The organism is Burkholderia sp. 9777_1386, assembly GCF_015712265.1.
Taxonomy (GTDB): Bacteria; Pseudomonadota; Gammaproteobacteria; order Burkholderiales; family Burkholderiaceae; genus Burkholderia; species Burkholderia cenocepacia.
Window position 1 is genome coordinate 1 of sequence record NZ_JACCQB010000034.1, and the last position, 17,658, is coordinate 17,658.

The window sequence follows — 17,658 nt, forward strand, 5'->3', positions numbered from 1 at the left end:
GAAGGTCGCCCTCGTCGCATGCATGCGCAAGCTGCTCATCACGCTCAACGCCATCGCTCGCACTGGCGAGCGTTGGCAGCCGGATTTCAATTGCGCATGACATGGGCTGTCTCAAGATGGTTGCTGTGTCTGCGGTCGACGGCGGCAGGCGCCGAAACGCCGGCCACCGTCGGCCGCCAGTCTCCGGGCCGTCGGTCGTTGCCGCGGCCTCGAAGGGTCCTGAATGGATGGCCGCTCGTGCGGCGCGGCTCGTCCGCGTGCCGCTACCGGACGTTATGCGCCGACGTCGAACAGCGCGGCCGCCCCCATCCCGCCGCCGATGCACATCGTCACGACCGCGTGCCGCACACCGCGCCGCGCGCCTTCGAGCAACGCGTGCATCGTCATCCGCGTGCCCGACATCCCGAACGGATGGCCGAGCGCGATCGCGCCGCCGTCCACGTTCAACCGGTCGTCCGGGATGCCGAGCGTGTCGCGGCAGTACAGCGCCTGGCACGCGAATGCCTCGTTCAGCTCCCACAACCCGACGTCGGCCACGGTCATCCCGAAGCGCGCCAGCAGCTTCGGAATCGCGAACACCGGGCCGATACCCATCTCGTCCGGCGCGCAGCCTGCCACCGCGAGGCCGCGGAACGCGCCGAGCGGCGTCAGCCCGCGACGCGTCGCCTCGGCGCGCGACATCACGACCACGGCCGCCGCGCCGTCCGACAGCTGCGATGCGTTGCCCGCGGTCACGAACTCGCCCTGCTCGACGAGCTTGCCGCCGCTCCACGACGGCTTCAGCCCCGCGAGCCGCTCGGCCGTCGTGTCGGCGCGCACGCCCTCGTCGCGCGCCGCGCGCACCGCTTCGTGGCCGGCCGGATTGCCTTCCTTGTCGAACAGCGCGCGCCGCACGTCGAGCGGCGCGATTTCCGCGTCGAAGCGGCCGGCTGCCTGCGCGCCGGCGGTGCGCTGGTGGCTCTGCAGCGCGAATGCGTCCTGCGCCGCGCGCGAAATGCCGTAGCGGCGCGACACGATCTCGGCCGTTTCCATCATCGCGATGTACGCGTCGGGCTGGTGCTCGAGCACGGCCTGCGAACGCGCGCGATACGCGTTCTTGTGCTTGTTCTGCGTGAGCGAGATCGACTCGACGCCGCCCGCGACGACGATTCGCGCATCGCCCGCGCCGATGCTGCGCGCCGCGCTCGCGATCGACATCAGGCCCGACGAGCACATGCGGTCGATCGCCATCCCCGGCACCGACGCCGGCAGCCCGGCCGCCGCGGCCGACAGACGGCCGATGTTGTAGCCCTGCGTGCCCTGCTGCGCGGCGCAGCCGATCAGCACGTCGTCGACGTCGGCCGGCGCGACGCCCGCGCGTTCGAGCGCGGCGCGCACGACGTGGCCGCCCAGCGCGGGCGCCTCGGTGTCGTTGAACATGCCGCGAAACGCCTTGCCGATCGGCGTGCGTGCGACGGAAACGATGACTGCGTCTTCCATGTGCTGGCTCTCTGAATCGGAAACTAGAAGTAATAGCGGCTGATCGTGTCGGCCACGCAGCCGGGCCTGGCCTCGCCGTCGATCTCGACGGTCACGCGAATCCATGCCTGCACGCCGCCGTCGAGCGGCTCGACGCGCAGCAGCTCGCCCACGCCGCGCACGCGTGCGCCGACCTTCACCGGCGCGGGAAAACGGATCCTGTCGCAGCCGTAGTTGACGCCGAGCCGCGCGCCGTCGATGCGCACGATCTGCGGCAGGAAATGATTGACGAGCGCCAGCGTCAGGTAGCCGTGCGCGATGCACGCGCCGAACGGGCCGTCCTTCGCGCGCACCGGATCGACGTGCACCCACTGGTGATCGCCCGTCGCATCGGCGAAGCCGTCGATGCGGATCTGGTCGATCGCGAGCCACGCGCTCGCGCCGAGCGTGTCGCCGGCGGCGGCCGCGAGTTCGCCGGGATGCGCGAACACGCGCGGCGTCGCGCGGACGGAGTCGAGGGTCGTATCCATCATGCGTGCTGGCTGCTGACCGACAGCACTTCGCCCGTCATGTACGACGCGTAATCGCTTGCCAGGAACACCATCACGTTCGCAACCTCCCAGACTTCGGCGGCGCGCCCGAAGGCTTCGCGCGACGCCAGTTGATTCAGCAGATCGGCCGGAGCCGACTTCTTCAGAAAATCGTGCATCGCGATGCTCGGCGCGACCGCGTTGATGCGCACGCCGTACGGCGACGCCTCGAGCGCCGCGCAGCGCGTGAGCGCCATCACGCCCGCCTTCGCCGCCGCGTAGTGCGCCTGTTCCGCCTGCGCACGCCAGCCGAGCACCGATGCGTTGTTGACGATCGCGCCGCGGCCGCGGGCCTGCATGTGCGGCAGCATCGCGCGCGTCATCCGGAACGTCCCGGTGAGGCTAATGTCGATCACGCGCGACCATTCGGCATCGTCCATATCGACGATGCGGGTCGATCCGCCGAGCCCGGCGTTGTTGATCAGCACGTCGACGCCGTCGAGCCTGTCCTGCGCTTCGGCGACCAGCGCCTGCACGTCGGCCTCGACCGCGACGTTGCACAGGCGGCCATGGACCTGCTGCAGCCCGGTTTCCGCGCGCAGCGTCTCGACGGCCTGTGCGAGGCGCTTGTCGTGGATATCCGAAATGAACAGCGCGCGGCAGCCTTCCTCCGCGCAGCGGCGCGCGGCCGCGAAGCCGATGCCGGCGCCCGCGGCAGCCGTGATCAACACCGATTTGCCGGCGAGCAACTGATGGCCGGGAACGTATGCCGGCGCTTTCTGGATCTGGGGTTCGGTCATGCTGTGCCTCGTGGTTCTCTTGGCATGCCGAGCCCGCGCTCGGCCATGATGTTGAGCTGGATTTCGTTGGTGCCCGCGTAGATCGTGTCCGCGCGGGAGAACAGGAATACGCGCTGCAGATGGGTGAGCTTGTCGTCGGCCGGATCGAGCACGTTCGCGCGCGGGCCGAGTGCGTCCATCGCGAGCTGGCCGAGATCGCGGTGCCAGTTCGACCAGAAGTACTTGTAGATCAGCGCCTCGCGCCGCAGCGACGCACCCGAGCCGCCGTCGGCATCGTCCGCGCCGGACAGCATCCGCAGCGCGTTGTAGCGCATCACGCGCAGCCCGGCCCACGCGCGGCCGATCCGCTGGCGCAGCACGGGGTCGCGGTCCGCGCCCGATTCGCGCGCCGCGTCGATCACCCATTCGAGTTCGCGGACGAACTGCATCTGCTGGCCGAGCGTCGACATCCCGCGCTCGAAGCCGAGCAGCGTCATCGCGATCCGCCAGCCGTCGCCGGCCGCGCCGACCAGATCGCGTGCGTCGGCCCGCGCGCCGTCGAAGAACACCTCGTTGAATTCCGCGCCGCCGTTGAGCTGCCTGATCGGCCGGATCTCGATGCCCGGCTGGTCGAGCGGCATCAGCAGGAACGACAGCCCCTTGTTGCCCGTCGACGCGGGATCGGTGCGGGCGAGCACGAAGATCCAGTCGGAATCGTGCGCGAGCGACGTCCATACCTTCTGGCCGTGCACGCGCCACGCGCCGTCCGCGTCCTGCTCGGCGCGCGTGCGGACGTTGGCGAGGTCCGAACCCGCGCCGGGCTCCGAGTAGCCCTGGCACCAGAACTGCGTGCCGGCCAGGATGCCGGGCAGGAAGCGCGCACGCTGGTCGTCGGTGCCGCACGCGACGAGCGTCGGCCCAAGCAGCCCTTCGCCGATGTGGCCCATCCGTCCGGGGCCGCCGGCGCGCGCATATTCCTCGTGAAAGATCACCTGCTCGGCGACCGAGAAGCCGCGGCCGCCCTGGCGGGTCGGCCAGCCGAGGCCGGTCCAGCCGCCGTTGGCCAGTTCGCGCTCCCACGCCTTGCGCAACGCGGGCCACGCTTCCTCGTCGCCGGGGCCGCCGCGGTATTTCAGGCATGCGAATTCGCCGGTCAGGTGCGATTGCACCCAGTCCGCCACTTCGTGCCGCAATTGCCGTTCACGCGTTTCGCTGTTCATTGGAGGGCTCCTGCGCGCGCGGCCGATGCACGCGTGGCGATCGAAACCGGCGACGCTGCCCGGGCTTCGTCGCGCGGCGATGCGCCGCCGTCGATCGCACGGGATGCGATCCATTCGAGCAGGTGCGGCGTGCTGCCGAACTGAGCGCTCGACGCCTGTGCGCGCTTGAAATAGAGGTGCGGGTCGTATTCCCACGTGAAACCGACGCCGCCATGCAGCTGGATCGCTTCCTGCGCGCAGAACGCATACGCATCGTTCGCGGCGGCCTTCGCGGCCGCGATGTCGGCGCGCAACGCGGCGCCCGGCATCGCGCCGGTTTCGGCATCCCATGCGTGCGCGGCGCCGAGTACGGCCGAACGCGCCGCTTCGATCAGCACCATCATCTGCGCGCATCGATGCTTGACGGCCTGGAACGACGCGATCGCCCGGCCGAACTGCACGCGCTGGCTCGTGTAGTCGAGCGTCAGGTCGAGGCATTGCTGCGCGCCGCCGAGCTGTTCGGCGGCCAGCGCGAGCGCCGCGAACCAGGCGGTGCGTTCTATCGTCCGGGCCGCGGCGGCGCCGACGGCGAGCAGCGCGTCGCGGCTCACGCGCGTTTCGTCGAGGACGATGCGCGCGATCGGCCGCGTCGCATCGAGCGTGTCGAGCGGCGTGACGGTCAGGCCCGTTGCCGTTGCGACGTCGATCGAGAACAAACCGATCGACTGCCCTTCGTTCGCGACCCGGGCGGGAATCAGCAGCAGATCGGCGCGCACGCCGTCGATCACCTGTGCGACCTCGCCGGACAACGCATAGCCGCTCGCGGCCTCTTCCGCGACGACCGGCAACGACCACGAACCCGCGGGCATCTCGAATGGCAGCGCCAGCGTCGCGCTGCACGCGCCTTCGGCGATCTTTGCAAGCCAGCCGGTGGCGCCGGCCGCCTCGCGGCAGCCAGCCAGTGCGGTCGCCGCCAGGCACGCGGTCGAAAAATACGGCACGCACGCGACGCGCCGGCCGAGCTGCTCCATCAGCACCGTCTGTTCGACCGCGCCGAGCCCGAGCCCGCCCGCCGCTTCCGGCAGCGCAAGCGCGTTCCAGCCGAGCTCGCCCGCGAGCGCGGCCCACAGCGCATCGTCGCGGCCGGCCGATTGCTCGATCGCGCGGCGTACGTCGGCGGACGCGCTGCGTTCGGCGAGCACGTCGGCCGCCGCGTCGCGGATCATCGCCTGTTCGTCGGTGAGCGCCAGATCCATCGGTCAGCTCCCGTACACGCGCTGCGCGGGCCGCGCGTCGGCCAGCAGTCGAGCAACCGCCGGGCCAACCTCTGCCGCCGCCCAGCGCGCGCCGCGATCGACACGGGGGCCGGTGCGCCAGCCTTCGGCGACCGCGATCATCCCGCCCGCGACCTCGAACACCTGGCCCGTCACGTCGGCCGACTGCGCGCTGCCGAGCCACACCACCAGCGGCGCGACGTTGGCCGGATCGAAATAATCGAAGCCGCCGTCCTCGGGCTTCTTCATCATGTCGGCGAACACGCCTTCGGTCATCGACGTGCGCGCGGCCGGCGCCAGCGCGTTCACGCGCACGCCATAGCGCTGGAGTTCCGCCGCCTGCATCAGCGTGAGCGCGGCGATCCCCGCCTTTGCCGCGCCGTAGTTCGACTGGCCGATCGAGCCTTGCAGCCCGGCGCCCGAACTCGTGTTGACGATCCGCGCGTCGACCGGGTTACCGGCCTTCGCGGCGTCGCGCCACGCGCGTGCCAGCACGCTCGACAGACAGAAGTGGCCGCGCAAATGCACGCGCATCACGTCGTCCCAGTCGGTTTCGGTCATGCTCGTGAACATCTTGTCGCGGCAGATGCCCGCGTTGTTGACGAGCACGTGCACGTCGCCGAACGCAGCACGTGCGGCATCGACGATCCGCTGCGCCGTGTCGACCCGGGTGATGTCGTCCGAATTCGCGAGCGCGCGGCCGCCGCGCCGCGCGATCTCGTCGCACACGGCCTGCGCGGCGTCGTGCCGGATGTCGTTGACGACGACCGCCGCGCCCTCGGCCGCGAACGCGAGCGCGTATTCGCGCCCGAGCCCGCCGCCCGCGCCGGTGATGATGACGGTGCGCCCGTTGCAGATTCCCATGCTGGTGCCTCGTGGATCCTGAGATGGTGAAAGTGACGCGCTCACAGGCGCTCGATGATCGTGACGTTCGCGAGGCCGCCGCCTTCGCACATCGTCTGCAGCCCGTAGCGGCCGCCCGTGCGTTCCAGCTCGTGCAACAGCGTCGTCATCAGCCGCGCGCCGGTCGCGCCGAGCGGATGGCCGAGCGCGATCGCGCCGCCGTTCGGGTTGGTCTTTTCGTGCGGGAAACGCGTATCGGCCAGCCACGCCTGCGCGACCGACGCGAACGCCTCGTTCAGCTCGACGACGTCGATCCGCGCCAGATCGAGCCCGCTCTTCTTCAACGCAGCCCGGGTCGCCGGAATCGGCGCGGTGAGCATCCACAGCGGATCGTCGCCGAGCACGCTCAGGTGATGAATGCGTGCGCGCGGCGTGAGGTCGTAGCGCTTGAGCGCCTCCTCCGACACGATCAGGAGCGCCGCGGCCGCATCGCAGGTCTGGCTCGCGACGGCGGCCGTCAGCGAGCCGCCCGGCGTCAGCGGTTCGAGCGTCGCCATCTTGTCGAGCGACGTGTCGGGGCGCGGCGTCTCGTCATGCATCACCCTTTCGAACGGCACGATCTCCCGCTTGAAATGGCCGCCCTCGATCGCCGCGACCGCGCGGCGGTGACTCTCCAGCGCGTAACGCTCCATCGCGTCGCGCGACAGGTTCCAGTGATCGGCGATCCGCTGCGCGGCGACGAACTGCGACACCGGCGCGTCGCCGAAGCGCGCGCGCCAGCCGGCGCTGCCCGAGAACGGATCGGTGAAGCCGAGCGGCGCCGCGCAGGTCATCGCAGACGAGATCGGGATCTGCGTCATCGTCTGCACGCCGCCGGCGACGACCACGTCCTGCACGCCGCTCATCACGGCCTGCGCGGCGAAGTGCACGGCCTGCTGCGACGAGCCGCACTGGCGGTCGACCGTCACGCCCGGCACCTGCAGCGGCAGCCCGGCCGCGAGCCAGCAGGTGCGCGCGATGTTGCCCGCGAGCGGGCCGATCGTATCGACGCAGCCGAACACCACGTCGTCGTATTCGTCGGCCGGGATCGCGTTGCGCTCGACGAGCGTCTTCAGCACGAAACCGCCGAGGTCCGCCGCATGCACGTGCGCGAGCCCGCCCTTGCGGCGGCCGGTGGGCGTGCGCAGCGCGTCGACGATATAGGCTTGTTTCATCGGTTCGTTTCCTCGAAATCGAAGGTCTGCGCGGGGCCGATCGGCAATGCGTCGCCGAGGATCGCGTCGGCCACGCGGGCCTTGTGGAGCGCGCTGTCGCCCCAGCTGCCGGACAGCGCCCAGATGCGCTTCATGAAGATCTGCAGATCCAGCTCCCACGTGTAGCCGATCGCGCCGTGCACCTGCATCGCGTGGCGCGCGGCCAGTTGCGCGGCCGACATCGCGGCGAGCTTCGCGTGCGACACGAACACCGCGCGCTGCGGGTGATCGTCGGCGATCGCCTGCGCGGCGCGTGCGACCACCGGCCGTGCGAACTCGTAGCGGATGGCGACGTCGGCGAGCAAATGCTTGAGCGCCTGGTACGAGCCGATCGCCTTGCCGAACTGCTTGCGCTGCGCGCTGTAGTCGATCGCGACGTCGAGCACGCGCTGCGTGAGGCCGAGCAGTTGCGCGGCGACCGCGAACGCGCCATGGTCGAGCGCGCGGTTCAGCAGCGGCGCGGCTTCGTCGGCGCTCGCGATGCGGGTGGCCGCCGACGGCTCCCAGTCGAGCGTGAACAGGCGCCGCGACGGGTCGACGCTGTCGACCGTGCGCCATGCGCACTGCGCGGGATCGACGCGGTGCAGCTCGCCGCGGTGTTCGCACAGCAGCGTGTCCGCGACATGCACGTCGGCCGCATACGGGTTCACCGGATGCACGAGCGCGACGCGCGCCCGCCCTTCGGCGATGTCGCGCAGCAGCGCGTCGCGCCAGTCGCTCGCGGGCAGCCGCGCCAGCACGCCGGCCGACACGAGCGCCGTGTCGAGCAGCGGCTCGGGGCTGCCGAAATAGCCGTAGGCCTGCGCGAGCAGCGCCCATTCCGCTTCGGTCAGGCCGAGGCCGCCGTGTGCTTCGGGCACCGACACGGCGGTCAGCCCCTGCGACGCGAACAATGCCCACAGCTCATCCGAGCGCCCGGTCGGCGTCGCCCACAGCTCGCGGATCAGCTCGGGCGTCATCTCGGTCATCAGCAGGCGCTTCACGCTGTCCGCGAGCGCTTCCTGGTCTTCATCGAATACGAAATCCATACGATGTCCGTTCAGTGAGTGTCGCCGGCGCGCTTACGCGCGCGGCATGCCGAGCATCCGTTCGGCGACGATGTTGCGCTGGATCTCGTTGGTGCCCGCGTAGATCGTGCCCGCCTGCGCGAACAGGAAACCGTCGAGCCAGTGGCCGAGCGTCGCGTGCTGCGCGGCCGTCTGCGGGACGACCTCGCCGTGCGCACCGAGGATGTCGAGCGCGGTCTGATGCATGCGCAGGTCGAGCTCCGACCAGAACACCTTGTTGGTGCTCGACTCCGCGCCGATGTGGCCGCCCTTCAGCAGCCGGCTCGCGGTCGCATAGGTCGACAGCGCATACGCCTGCGCGTCCATCCAGGCCTGCACCACGCGTTCGCGCAGCGTCGGATCGCGGTCCGCGCTGTCGCGGTGCGCGAGATACAGGTCGCGCAACGCCTGCGCGGTGCGCTGGAAGCGCGCGGGCGAACGCAGCATCAGCCCGCGCTCGAAACCGGCCGTCGCCATCGCGACCTGCCAGCCGGCGCCTTCGGCCGCGAGCCGGTTCTCGACCGGCACGCGCACGTCGTCGAAGAAAATCTCCGCGAAGCCGGTCTGCCCGTTCAGCTGGCGGATCGGCCGCACCGTGATGCCGGGCGCGGACAGCGGCACCATCAGGAACGTCAAGCCGTGGTGACGCGTCGATTCGGGATCGCTGCGGAACAGCCCGAACAGCCAGTCGGCCCACACCGCGCGGGTCGACCAGATCTTCTGGCCGTTCAGCACGTATTCGTCGCCGATCCGGGTGGCGGTCGTGCGGATCGCGGCCATGTCCGAGCCCGCGTTCGGCTCCGACCAGCCCTGCGCCCACACGTGCTCGCCGGCCGCCATCGCGGGCAGGAAGCGCGCCTTCTGCGCATCCGTGCCGAAATCCATCAACGTCGGGCCGAGCAGGAAGATGCCGTTCTGGTTCACGCGCATCGGCGCATCCGCGCGCCAGTACTCTTCCTCGAAGATCAGCCATTCGATCAGGTCGCAGCCACGCCCGCCCAGCTCGCGCGGCCACGTGACCATGCTCCAGCGGCCCGAGTGCAGCGTGCGCTCCCATTGGCGGTGCGCGGCGAAGCCTGCCTCGGTGTCGAAGCTCGGCAGCCGCTCGCGCGGCACGTGCGCGGCGAGCCATGCACGGATTTCCGCGCGAAACGCCTGCTGTTGCGGCGTATAGGTCAGGTTCATGCGCGTGCCTCCGCGGCGCTGGCGCGTGCGTCGAAATGCGAGTCGCGCTTCTCGACGAACGCGGCGCGCGCTTCCGTCGAATCGTTCGTCATGTATGCCTGCAGCGTGAAGCCCTGCTCCCAGCGGTACTTGTCTTCGAGATCGCCGTCCTCGACGCCGTTCAGCGCCTCCTTCGCGAGCCGCACCATCGCCGGGCTCTTCGCGGCGATCTTGCGGGCGATCGCGAGCGCCGCGTCGCGCAGCGCGTCGCGCGTCACCACCTGCTCGAGCGCGCCGAGCCGGTACGCTTCGGCCGCGTCGATCATGTCGCCGGTGAAGTACATCGCGCGCACCTTCTGCACGCCGAACAGCCGCTGCAGGTGCGCGCCGCCGCCCATCGCGCCGCGGTCGATCTCGGGCACGCCGAAACGCGCGCAGTCGGCCGCGACGACGATGTCCGCCGCGCCGCAGATGCCGATCCCGCCGCCGAGCACGAAGCCGTGCACCGCCGCGATCACCGGCTTCGGATTGCGGTGCACCGCGCGGAACGTCTCGTAGTTGCCCGCGTTGACCGCCACGATCCGCTCCGGATGCGCGGCCAGCTCCTTGATGTCGACGCCCGCGCAAAAGCCGCGGCCTTCGCCGCGCACGACGATCACGCGCACGTCGTCGTCCTCGCCGAGCGCGTCGAGCGCGCGGGACAGCGCCTGCCAGCCGTGCGCGTCGAGCGCGTTCACCGGCGGATGGGCGATCACCAGCTCGGCGATGCCGTCCGCGCGATCGATCCGGAACGGCATCGCGCCGGCCGGTTGATTGGTTGCTGCCATCTCCATTGCCTCCCTGTGATGTTCGTCATGCGGCCTGCGCCGCTGCCGCGCCGCGCAGCGCGGCCAGTGCGTCGAGCCGCTCGCCGGCTTCCGCGACGATTCGCGCGATCAGTGCATCGCACGATTCGATCGCGCCGATCATCGCGGCCGCCTGGCCGCTCGGCAGCACGCCTTCGTCGGGGCGGCCTTCGACGATCGCGCGCTGGATCAGGAACGGCGCGTTCGCGGCCATCAGCGTCTGGCTGGCCGTGTAGTCGTGCGAGCGCAGCGCCTTGATCGCGAGGCCGAGCATGTCGGCCGTGCTCAGCCCGTTCTGGCGCCGCCACGCGTCGGCCGTCTTCAGCGCGAACCACGTGCGGCGCAGCGGGCCGAAGCGTTCGAGCTTCAGCAGGTACGGGTTGTCGATCATTCGTTGCGGCAGCCCGTCGAGCGCGTCCGACACGCGGATGCGCGCCGGGTCGCCGACCGCCACGTAGCGCTCGAGCGTCGCGCGCGGTACCGGCGATTCCGCGCTCATCAGGAAGCGCGTCCCCATTGCGATGCCGGCCGCGCCGTACGCGAGCGCGGCCGCCAGTCCGCGCCCGTCGAAGAAGCCACCGGCCGCGACGACCGGCACGCGCACCGCGTCGAGCACCTTCGGCAGCAGCAGCGTGGTCGGCACCGCGCCCGTGTGGCCGCCGCCTTCCGCGCCCTGCACCGTCACGATGTCCGCGCCGAGTTCGACGGCCTTCGCCGCATGCTTCGGCGCGCCGACGGTCGGCATGCAGACGATGCCGGCATCCTTGAAACGGCGGATCGTCTTCGCATCGGGGCCGCGCCCGTAGCTGACCGCGCGCAGCCGGTGCTCGATCGCGAGATCGACCACCTGCGCGGCGTTCTTCTGGAACATGTGGAAGTTGATGCCGAACGGCCGATCCGTCAGCGACTTCACCTTCAGGATCTCGGCCTCGACCTGCTCCGGTTCGAGCGTCGCCCCGGCCAGGAAGCCGAATCCGCCGGCGTTGCTCGTGGCGGCGACGAGCCGCGCGTCGGCCACCCAGCCCATCGCGGTCTGCACGATCGGGTAGCGGCAGCCGAGCAGGTCGCACAGCGGCGTATGCAGCGGGCCGTGAAGCGTCGTGCTCATGCGACGGCTCCGTTGACGGCGACCGGTGCCGGCGCGTCCGCGCGGTCCGCGCCGTTCGGCTGGCGTTGCGAGCTGGCCATGCTGCGGGCGTCGTAACCGCCGAGGCGGTCGCCGCTCACGAGCTCGTTGTGCGCATGCGCGAAGTGATGCCACGCGAACGCCGCGTCCATCGCCGCGCGCTTGCCTTGCAGTTCCTCGACGTGATTCAGCGCCTGCTTGGTCAGCGTGAGCCCGAGGCGCGGCATCGTCGCGATCTTCGCGGCGATCGCGTAGGTCGCGTCGCGCAGCCGTTCGCGCGGCACCACGCGGTTGACCATCCCCATCTGGTACGCGCGCTCGGCCGGCATCCGCTCGCCGAGAAACAGGAATTCCTTCGCGATGCGCGGATTCAGCTCGTACGCGTGGGCGAAATACTCGACGCCCGGAATCCCCATCCGCACGACCGGATCGGCAAAGAACGCATCCTCCGACGCGACGATCAGGTCGCACACCCACGCGAGCATCAGCCCGCCGGCGATGCACGCGCCCTGCACCATCGCGATCGTCGGCTTCGGCAGGTCGCGCCAGCGCCGGCACATGCCGAGATACACCTCCTGCTCGCGCGCATAGAGGAATTCGCCGCCTGCCTTGTCGACGTGGTCGTACCACAGCGACGCGCGCTCGAACGACTCGTGGATGTCGCGGCCCGGCGTGCCGATGTCGTGACCCGCCGAGAAATGCTTGCCGGCGCCCGCGAGCACGATCGCCTTCACCGCGTCGTCGTGCGCCGCGCGCCGGAACGCCGCGTCGAGCGCATACGTCATTTTCGAGTTCTGCGCGTTGTGGTAGTCGGGGCGGTTCATCGTGATCGTCGCGATGCCGTCCTCGAGCGCGTAGTCGACGACACCGTCGCCGAACGTCATCCGGGTCGCTTCCATGTCGGCCCTCATCCCCGGCGCGGCGCCGGATTGTTGCGCACGATCGTCGCGCGCAGGTTGTGCGGATCGAGCGCGCGCACGATGCGCAGGTCTTCCGCGTTCGGCGCTGCCGTCGTGCCGATGTCCGGCGAGGCAAGCAGCGGGAAACCGGTCGCGTCCTGCACCTCGTCGAAGCTCACGCCCGGGTGCAGCGAGCGCACGCGGATCGCGTGGTCGGGCCCGCCGAAATCCATCACGCACAGGTCGGTGACGATGCTGCGCAGGTCGACGAAGGTCTTCATCCCGGGCAGCCGGCGCGCCGGGTTGTAGCCGACCGTGCACACCATGTCGACTTCGCGTTCGACGAACGTGCGCTTGCCGTGGCCGCTGACGAAGAACGAGTTCGCGTGGTTCGTCGTGTTGCCGGGGAAGCCGCGTGCGCCGAGCAACTGGGTTTTCGGGTGCGCGTAGTCGTCGCCGAGCCACGAAATGTTGGCCTGGCCGAAGCGATCGATCTGCGTCGGCATCACCAGCGCATGGCGGCGCCCGTGCCACAGGCAGTCGAACACGCGCTCGTAGGTCATCCAGCCGCTCGCCTTCACGCGATAGCCGTCGGGGCGCGGGCCGAGCGGCACCGGCTCCTCGACGAGATACGCTTCGCCGTCGGTCAGCATCAACCCGTTGTTGTACGCGAGCCGCGCGAGGCCGGCCGCGAGCCGCGGGCCCGTACCGATGCCGGTCGCCAGCACTTCGCCGTCGTCGCGCCACAGTCGCGCGGACGCGACGATCATCAGTTCCGCGAGGGAATGGTCGAGAGATTCGCTCACAGGCGCTCCTTTACAGAATCGGCAACGGCAGCGTCGTCACGTGCGACAGCCCGCCGACGCCTTCGAGGTACTGACGTTCGTCCTGGCCGACCACGTCGCGCAGGTACGCCGCCGTCCTGGCGTCGTCTTCCGCGCTGGTGCAGTACGCGCGCAGGTGCGGCAGGTCCCAGCCGTAGGCCGGCCCGCACGACGTCGGATGCGCACCACCCGGTGCGTGCACGACGCCCGTGACGAGCGAGCGCTCGAACGGATTGCGGCGCGCGGCGTCGAGGTCGTCGCTCGCGAGCGACGCATCGACCGTTTCCGCCGATACGTAGCAGCGCCGCGCGGCGCGCGCCATCCACGCATCGAAGAACGGATCGGGGCCGTCGATGCGCGTATTGCCCATCCGGTCGGCCGCGTTCACGTGCAGCAGCGCGACGTCGAGTTCGATCGCCGGCATCGCGAGCAGCGTCTCGCCGTCGTCGTACGGCGACTGCACCGTGCGCAGTTGCGGCGCGTGATCGAGCAGCGCGGTGCCGAGCCCGGCGCGCGTCGGCAGGAACGGCAGGCGTGCGGCGGCCGCGCGCAGGCCGAGCTGCAGCATCCCTTCGTCGAGTTCGAGCACGTCGATGCGGCCCTGCTCGCGGGCGCGGCGGAAATGCGGCTCGAGCGGGATCACGTCGAGCGACACGAAGCCGAACACCACCTTGCGCACCTTGCCCGCCGCGCACAGCAGGCCCACGTCGGCGCCGCCGTACGCGACGATCGTGAGGTCCTTCAGGTTCGAGCGCGCGATTTCGCGCACCAGCGCCATCGGCTTGCGCCGCGGCCCCCAGCCGCCGATGCCGATCGTCATGCCGTCGGCGAGTTGCGCGACCACGTCGCGCGCGGACATCGTCTTGTCGAGAGGTTTCATCGTCATCGTGCTGGCTTACCGGTATCCGATGCTGAAATCGTGGCCCCACTGGCTCACCTTCGTGGCCTCGAACACCGCGTGCTTCGACCAGTCGACCGTGAGGCCGCCGAAGCCGTATTCGAGATCGAAGCCGCCGGGGGTCTTCATGTAGAAAGAGATCATCTGGTCGTTGCAGTGCCGGCCGAGCGTCGCGGACATCTTCACGTCGTGCGCGGCGACGCGGTCCAGCGCGCGGCCCACTTCGTCCATCGAATCGACTTCGGCCATCACGTGCACGCAGCCGGACGGCACGGCCATCTCGAACAGCGCGAGGCTGTGATGGCGCGCGTTGCGGCAGTGCATGAAATGGATGCGCTTTTCCGGTTCGGCCGGGTCCGGCGTGAACTTCACGCGGTAGATGTCGGACAGCTCGAAGCCGAGCACGCCGCGCACGAACGCATCGGTCGCGTCGAACTGCGGCGCGGGCAGCACCGCGTGGCCGAGCCCCATGTCGCCGGTGACGAAACGCGCGACGCCCAGCGGCGACACGAAGCGGCGAAAGTCGCAGCGTGCGCCCCAGTACAGCTCGTGGCGGTTGCCGGACGGATCGGTGCACCACGCCATCGCCTGCACGCGGCGCAACGCGGCTTCGTCGCGGCTGGCGCGCACCGGCTCGACGCCGGCGCGCTGCAGCGCCGCGAGCGCGGCGTCGAACGCGGCGCCGTCGGACAATTCCCAGCCCGATGCGAAATAGCGGTCGGCCGCGCCGGGAACGATCACGTAGCGGAAATCGCGCTCGTCCATCTTCAGATAAAGCGCGCCGTCGGGCGCGTCGAGCGCCTGCATGCCCAGCACGTCTTCCGCGTAGCGGCGCCACGCATCGACGCGCGTCGCCTCGACGACGACGTAGCCCAGCGCACGGACATCGATCATGTCGGCCTCCTCCTGGTTCAGAATCCGTTGTTCGTGAAAGGATTCTGGCCGGTCGGAGGTGGCGTTACATCGTCTGTTGGGACGAGAGGACGGGCGGTAAAAGGCGGGGATGGCGGCGCGGAAGCGCGCCGCAGGAGGATTCGGTGCTCGGCGGGTGAAAGGTGGCGGCCGGTCACGGCAGCCAGGGCGGTGCGCTCGCCTGCCGGGCGGTCACCGCCCGCCCCGGCTTCGCGCGACCGGCAGGCCGCCTGCCGCGACGTTACTCGAACGGATTCAGCAACCGGACGCCGGTGCGAGCGAAATCGTCGACGTTGCGCGTGACGACCGTCAAATCGTTGATCAACGCGGTGGCCGCGATCAGCTTGTCGAGTTCGTGCGTCGGATCGGGCACGCGCAAATGCCCCCACATCTGGCCGGTTTCGACATCGACCGGCAGGATGTTCGGCGCATAGCCGGACAGGATCATCGTCAGCCAGGCCTCGAGCGCCGACGCCTGGCTGTGATCGCCGCGATGACGGATCAGGTCGACACCGCGCCGCAACTCGGCCACCGTCACGACGGACAGGTAAAGCGGGCTCGCGTCGGCTTCGGCCTGCCTGAAGAACGCCCGCACGCCGCGGTTGGTTCGCTTGCCCTTCCTGATTTCGCTGATGACGTTCGTATCAATCAAAAACACGCCTGACCTCGCCTGAATCCTGAACACGTTGGAAATCCGCGTCTTCACCCACCTCCGGCATGCTCATCAGCACTTGCGCGAATGTGCGCCGCTTCGGCCGGCCGAGCGCCTCGGCCAGAATGGCTCGATGTTCGGCCTCGGCGCTCCTGCCGTTGGCCGCCGCCTGCTCGCGCAGGCTTTGAACGAGAGTGTCATCCACGTTACGCACCAGAAGATTTGCCATGATTACCTCCATCCAGATTTGCTATCAATGATAGCGTCATGAAGGTAAATTGCAAGCATTGCTATCACCTTCCTGACCGGACGGACCCTGGAGTCGGCGTGAGCCCGTGGCAACGGACGACAGGAATTCGTCCCCCTTCCGCCGCTGGCCCGACGCATCGAACTGCTGTCGCTCAAGGTAAGCCGGAGCGGGACGATCCGGAAGCCGGCCAAATGGCCAGTCGGGTGGCATCGACCACGATGAAGGTCCGGCGGCAAGGAACGGAATTTGCGGCGCGACCCGCCGTTGGCGACATCGGCGACCGATACGCGCGTCGCACCGGTTCGCGCTGAAACATCATGTTGCACAACGAGCCGCGACCGTCGCACATCGTTTGATACCATCGAACGACAAGACCGGCGATCGAACGCCGTGCGAAGCGCGCAGAAGACCTTGCATCGACGCGGACCCTCCGTGCCTGAAATCCCGATCCAAGACACGAGACGCTCTTCAGTGGACCTTGTTACGCCTGCCCTGCAAACCCTGTTCTCCCCGACACCCGACAAACTCTACTTCCCGGCATGCCTGGCGGCCGTGGCGATCATCGCGTGGCGCGTCGCCCGGCACGTGCCGTTCTACCGGGCGGCCGTCGACAAATCGCTGTCGATGCGCTACCGCAATCTCGACGGCTTCCGCGGCATCCTGGCCACCTCCGTGGTGTTCCATCACTTCGCGTGCAACCAGGCATTGCTGTCGACCGGCGTCTGGGGCGCCGGCACCGATTTCCTGCGCAATCTCGGGACGATTCCCGTCGCGATGTTCTTCATGGTCACCGGGCTGCTGTTCTGGGAGCGCGCATGCAGAGGCACGCTCGACGTGCGGACCTTCTTCGTCGGGCGCGTGCGACGCCTCGCGCCGCTCTATCTGTTTTATGCGGCCGTCATCGTCATCTGCACGCTTTACTGGTTTCCCCGCAACGCCGTCGGCGCACCGGTGCAGTTGCTGGCCGATCTGCTCAAGACCGTTTCGCTCGGCTGGTTCGGCGCGTTCCCGATCAACGGAGCGGCGCGCACGCCCTATCTGAGCGGCGTCTGGTGGACCCTCGCGTACGAATGGCGGTTCTACGTCGCCGTTCCGTTTCTCGCATGGTTCGTCGCCACGCGTGCATGGCGCAAGCTGCTCGCGCTCGCGATCGTCCTCGCCTGCGCCGCGCTGTTCGGGCCGCCCGGCGGGATGGCGCTGCTGTTCGCGTTCGGCGCCGTGGCCTACGAGGTGTCGCGGCACCCCGCGATCCGCGCGCGGCTCGCCACGAAGGCGGCGGCGACCGTCGCGCTGCTGATCCTCGCGATGTCGCCGTCGCCAGCCGAACGCTATTCGATCGCAGGCGCGCTGCCGCTGCTTCCGGTGTTCTTCTGCATCGCATGCGGGAACACGTTCTACGGCGTGCTCAAGACCCGCCCGCTCGCGCTGCTCGGCACCGCGAGTTTCAGCATCTACATGATCCACATGGTGATCGTGTACATGATCATTCACGCATTCAACAAGTTCGTGTTCCCGATCAATTCGACCGACGACTCGGGCATCTGGGCGCTCGCGCTCGTCTGCGCGCTGGTTGCCGTCCTGTGTTCGCTGCTCACTTACCGCTACGTCGAGCATCCGTTCATCGCGAAGCGCAACGACGCACGCGCAGCACGCCGCGCGGCCGAACCCGCTCGCGAGCGCCAAACGGTCGCGCCGTGACCGGGCGC

At 69.5% G+C, this 17,658-nt stretch carries 18 protein-coding genes and 1 pseudogene; 2 read left to right on the plus strand and 17 right to left on the minus strand.

The window, feature by feature from the left end; genetic code table 11:
• Positions 1–100, plus strand: a pseudogene (locus H0X91_RS35435) (IS110 family transposase); the annotation flags it as partial.
• Between the two features lie 173 nt (positions 101–273).
• Here H0X91_RS35435 and H0X91_RS22920 read toward each other — a convergent pair.
• From H0X91_RS22920 to H0X91_RS23000, 17 genes are all read right to left on the minus strand, one after another.
• Entirely contained in the window at positions 274–1,479 is a 1,206-nt protein-coding gene (locus H0X91_RS22920; RefSeq protein ID WP_060263952.1) for an acetyl-CoA C-acyltransferase, read from the minus strand.
• Between the two features lie 23 nt (positions 1,480–1,502).
• The gene (locus H0X91_RS22925) at positions 1,503–1,988 is read right to left on the minus strand and encodes a MaoC family dehydratase (protein WP_034202294.1); all 486 of its coding nucleotides are present in this window, start codon (positions 1,986–1,988) and stop codon (positions 1,503–1,505) included.
• Positions 1,988–2,788, minus strand: coding sequence for an SDR family oxidoreductase (locus H0X91_RS22930; protein ID WP_006481546.1), 801 nt, complete (start codon positions 2,786–2,788; stop codon positions 1,988–1,990). The genes H0X91_RS22925 and H0X91_RS22930 overlap by 1 nt, the downstream gene beginning before the upstream one ends.
• Positions 2,785–3,987, minus strand: a complete 1,203-nt coding sequence (locus tag H0X91_RS22935) for an acyl-CoA dehydrogenase family protein (RefSeq protein WP_006481541.1) — start codon at positions 3,985–3,987, stop codon at positions 2,785–2,787. Before H0X91_RS22935 ends, H0X91_RS22930 begins: the two co-directional genes overlap by 4 nt.
• Complete coding sequence (locus H0X91_RS22940; RefSeq protein ID WP_196433372.1) at positions 3,984–5,222, minus strand: acyl-CoA dehydrogenase family protein; 1,239 nt, start codon at positions 5,220–5,222, stop codon at positions 3,984–3,986. Before H0X91_RS22940 ends, H0X91_RS22935 begins: the two co-directional genes overlap by 4 nt.
• A 3-nt stretch (positions 5,223–5,225) precedes the next feature.
• Positions 5,226–6,104 (minus strand): SDR family oxidoreductase, encoded by an 879-nt coding sequence (locus tag H0X91_RS22945; RefSeq protein ID WP_006494776.1) that lies wholly within the window; start codon positions 6,102–6,104, stop codon positions 5,226–5,228.
• Positions 6,105–6,145: 41 nt separating this feature from the next.
• Entirely contained in the window at positions 6,146–7,297 is a 1,152-nt protein-coding gene (locus H0X91_RS22950; protein ID WP_196433373.1) for an acetyl-CoA C-acetyltransferase, read from the minus strand.
• A complete protein-coding gene (locus H0X91_RS22955) occupies positions 7,294–8,364 on the minus strand; it encodes an acyl-CoA dehydrogenase family protein (RefSeq protein ID WP_196433374.1) in 1,071 nt (356 codons plus the stop codon). The genes H0X91_RS22950 and H0X91_RS22955 overlap by 4 nt, the downstream gene beginning before the upstream one ends.
• 33 nt (positions 8,365–8,397) lie before the next feature.
• Entirely contained in the window at positions 8,398–9,567 is a 1,170-nt protein-coding gene (locus tag H0X91_RS22960) for an acyl-CoA dehydrogenase family protein (protein WP_006481533.1), read from the minus strand.
• A complete protein-coding gene (locus H0X91_RS22965; protein WP_196433375.1) occupies positions 9,564–10,379 on the minus strand; it encodes an enoyl-CoA hydratase family protein in 816 nt (271 codons plus the stop codon). The genes H0X91_RS22960 and H0X91_RS22965 overlap by 4 nt, the downstream gene beginning before the upstream one ends.
• A gap of 19 nt (positions 10,380–10,398) precedes the next feature.
• On the minus strand, positions 10,399–11,499 hold the full coding sequence (locus H0X91_RS22970) for an NAD(P)H-dependent flavin oxidoreductase (protein WP_034202287.1): 1,101 nt from the start codon (positions 11,497–11,499) through the stop codon (positions 10,399–10,401).
• The gene (locus H0X91_RS22975; protein ID WP_196433376.1) at positions 11,496–12,416 is read right to left on the minus strand and encodes an enoyl-CoA hydratase; all 921 of its coding nucleotides are present in this window, start codon (positions 12,414–12,416) and stop codon (positions 11,496–11,498) included. Before H0X91_RS22975 ends, H0X91_RS22970 begins: the two co-directional genes overlap by 4 nt.
• Before the next feature lie 8 nt (positions 12,417–12,424).
• Positions 12,425–13,222: a CoA-transferase subunit beta gene (locus H0X91_RS22980; RefSeq protein WP_006481539.1), complete on the minus strand. Its 798-nt coding sequence runs from the start codon at positions 13,220–13,222 to the stop codon at positions 12,425–12,427.
• Between the two features lie 10 nt (positions 13,223–13,232).
• Entirely contained in the window at positions 13,233–14,126 is an 894-nt protein-coding gene (locus tag H0X91_RS22985) for a CoA transferase subunit A (RefSeq protein WP_048988182.1), read from the minus strand.
• A 9-nt stretch (positions 14,127–14,135) separates the two neighbouring features.
• Positions 14,136–15,032: a VOC family protein gene (locus H0X91_RS22990; RefSeq protein WP_006481531.1), complete on the minus strand. Its 897-nt coding sequence runs from the start codon at positions 15,030–15,032 to the stop codon at positions 14,136–14,138.
• Between the two features lie 259 nt (positions 15,033–15,291).
• Entirely contained in the window at positions 15,292–15,708 is a 417-nt protein-coding gene (locus H0X91_RS22995) for a type II toxin-antitoxin system VapC family toxin (protein ID WP_006481544.1), read from the minus strand.
• On the minus strand, positions 15,695–15,931 hold the full coding sequence (locus tag H0X91_RS23000) for a FitA-like ribbon-helix-helix domain-containing protein (RefSeq protein WP_006481537.1): 237 nt from the start codon (positions 15,929–15,931) through the stop codon (positions 15,695–15,697). The genes H0X91_RS22995 and H0X91_RS23000 overlap by 14 nt, the downstream gene beginning before the upstream one ends.
• Before the next feature lie 492 nt (positions 15,932–16,423).
• Here H0X91_RS23000 and H0X91_RS23005 point away from each other — a divergent pair, with 492 nt between their 5' ends.
• Positions 16,424–17,650 carry an acyltransferase family protein gene (locus tag H0X91_RS23005; protein ID WP_034202283.1) on the plus strand — a complete coding sequence of 409 codons (1,227 nt, stop codon included), beginning with the start codon at positions 16,424–16,426 and terminating at the stop codon, positions 17,648–17,650.
• Positions 17,651–17,658 lie beyond the last annotated feature (8 nt).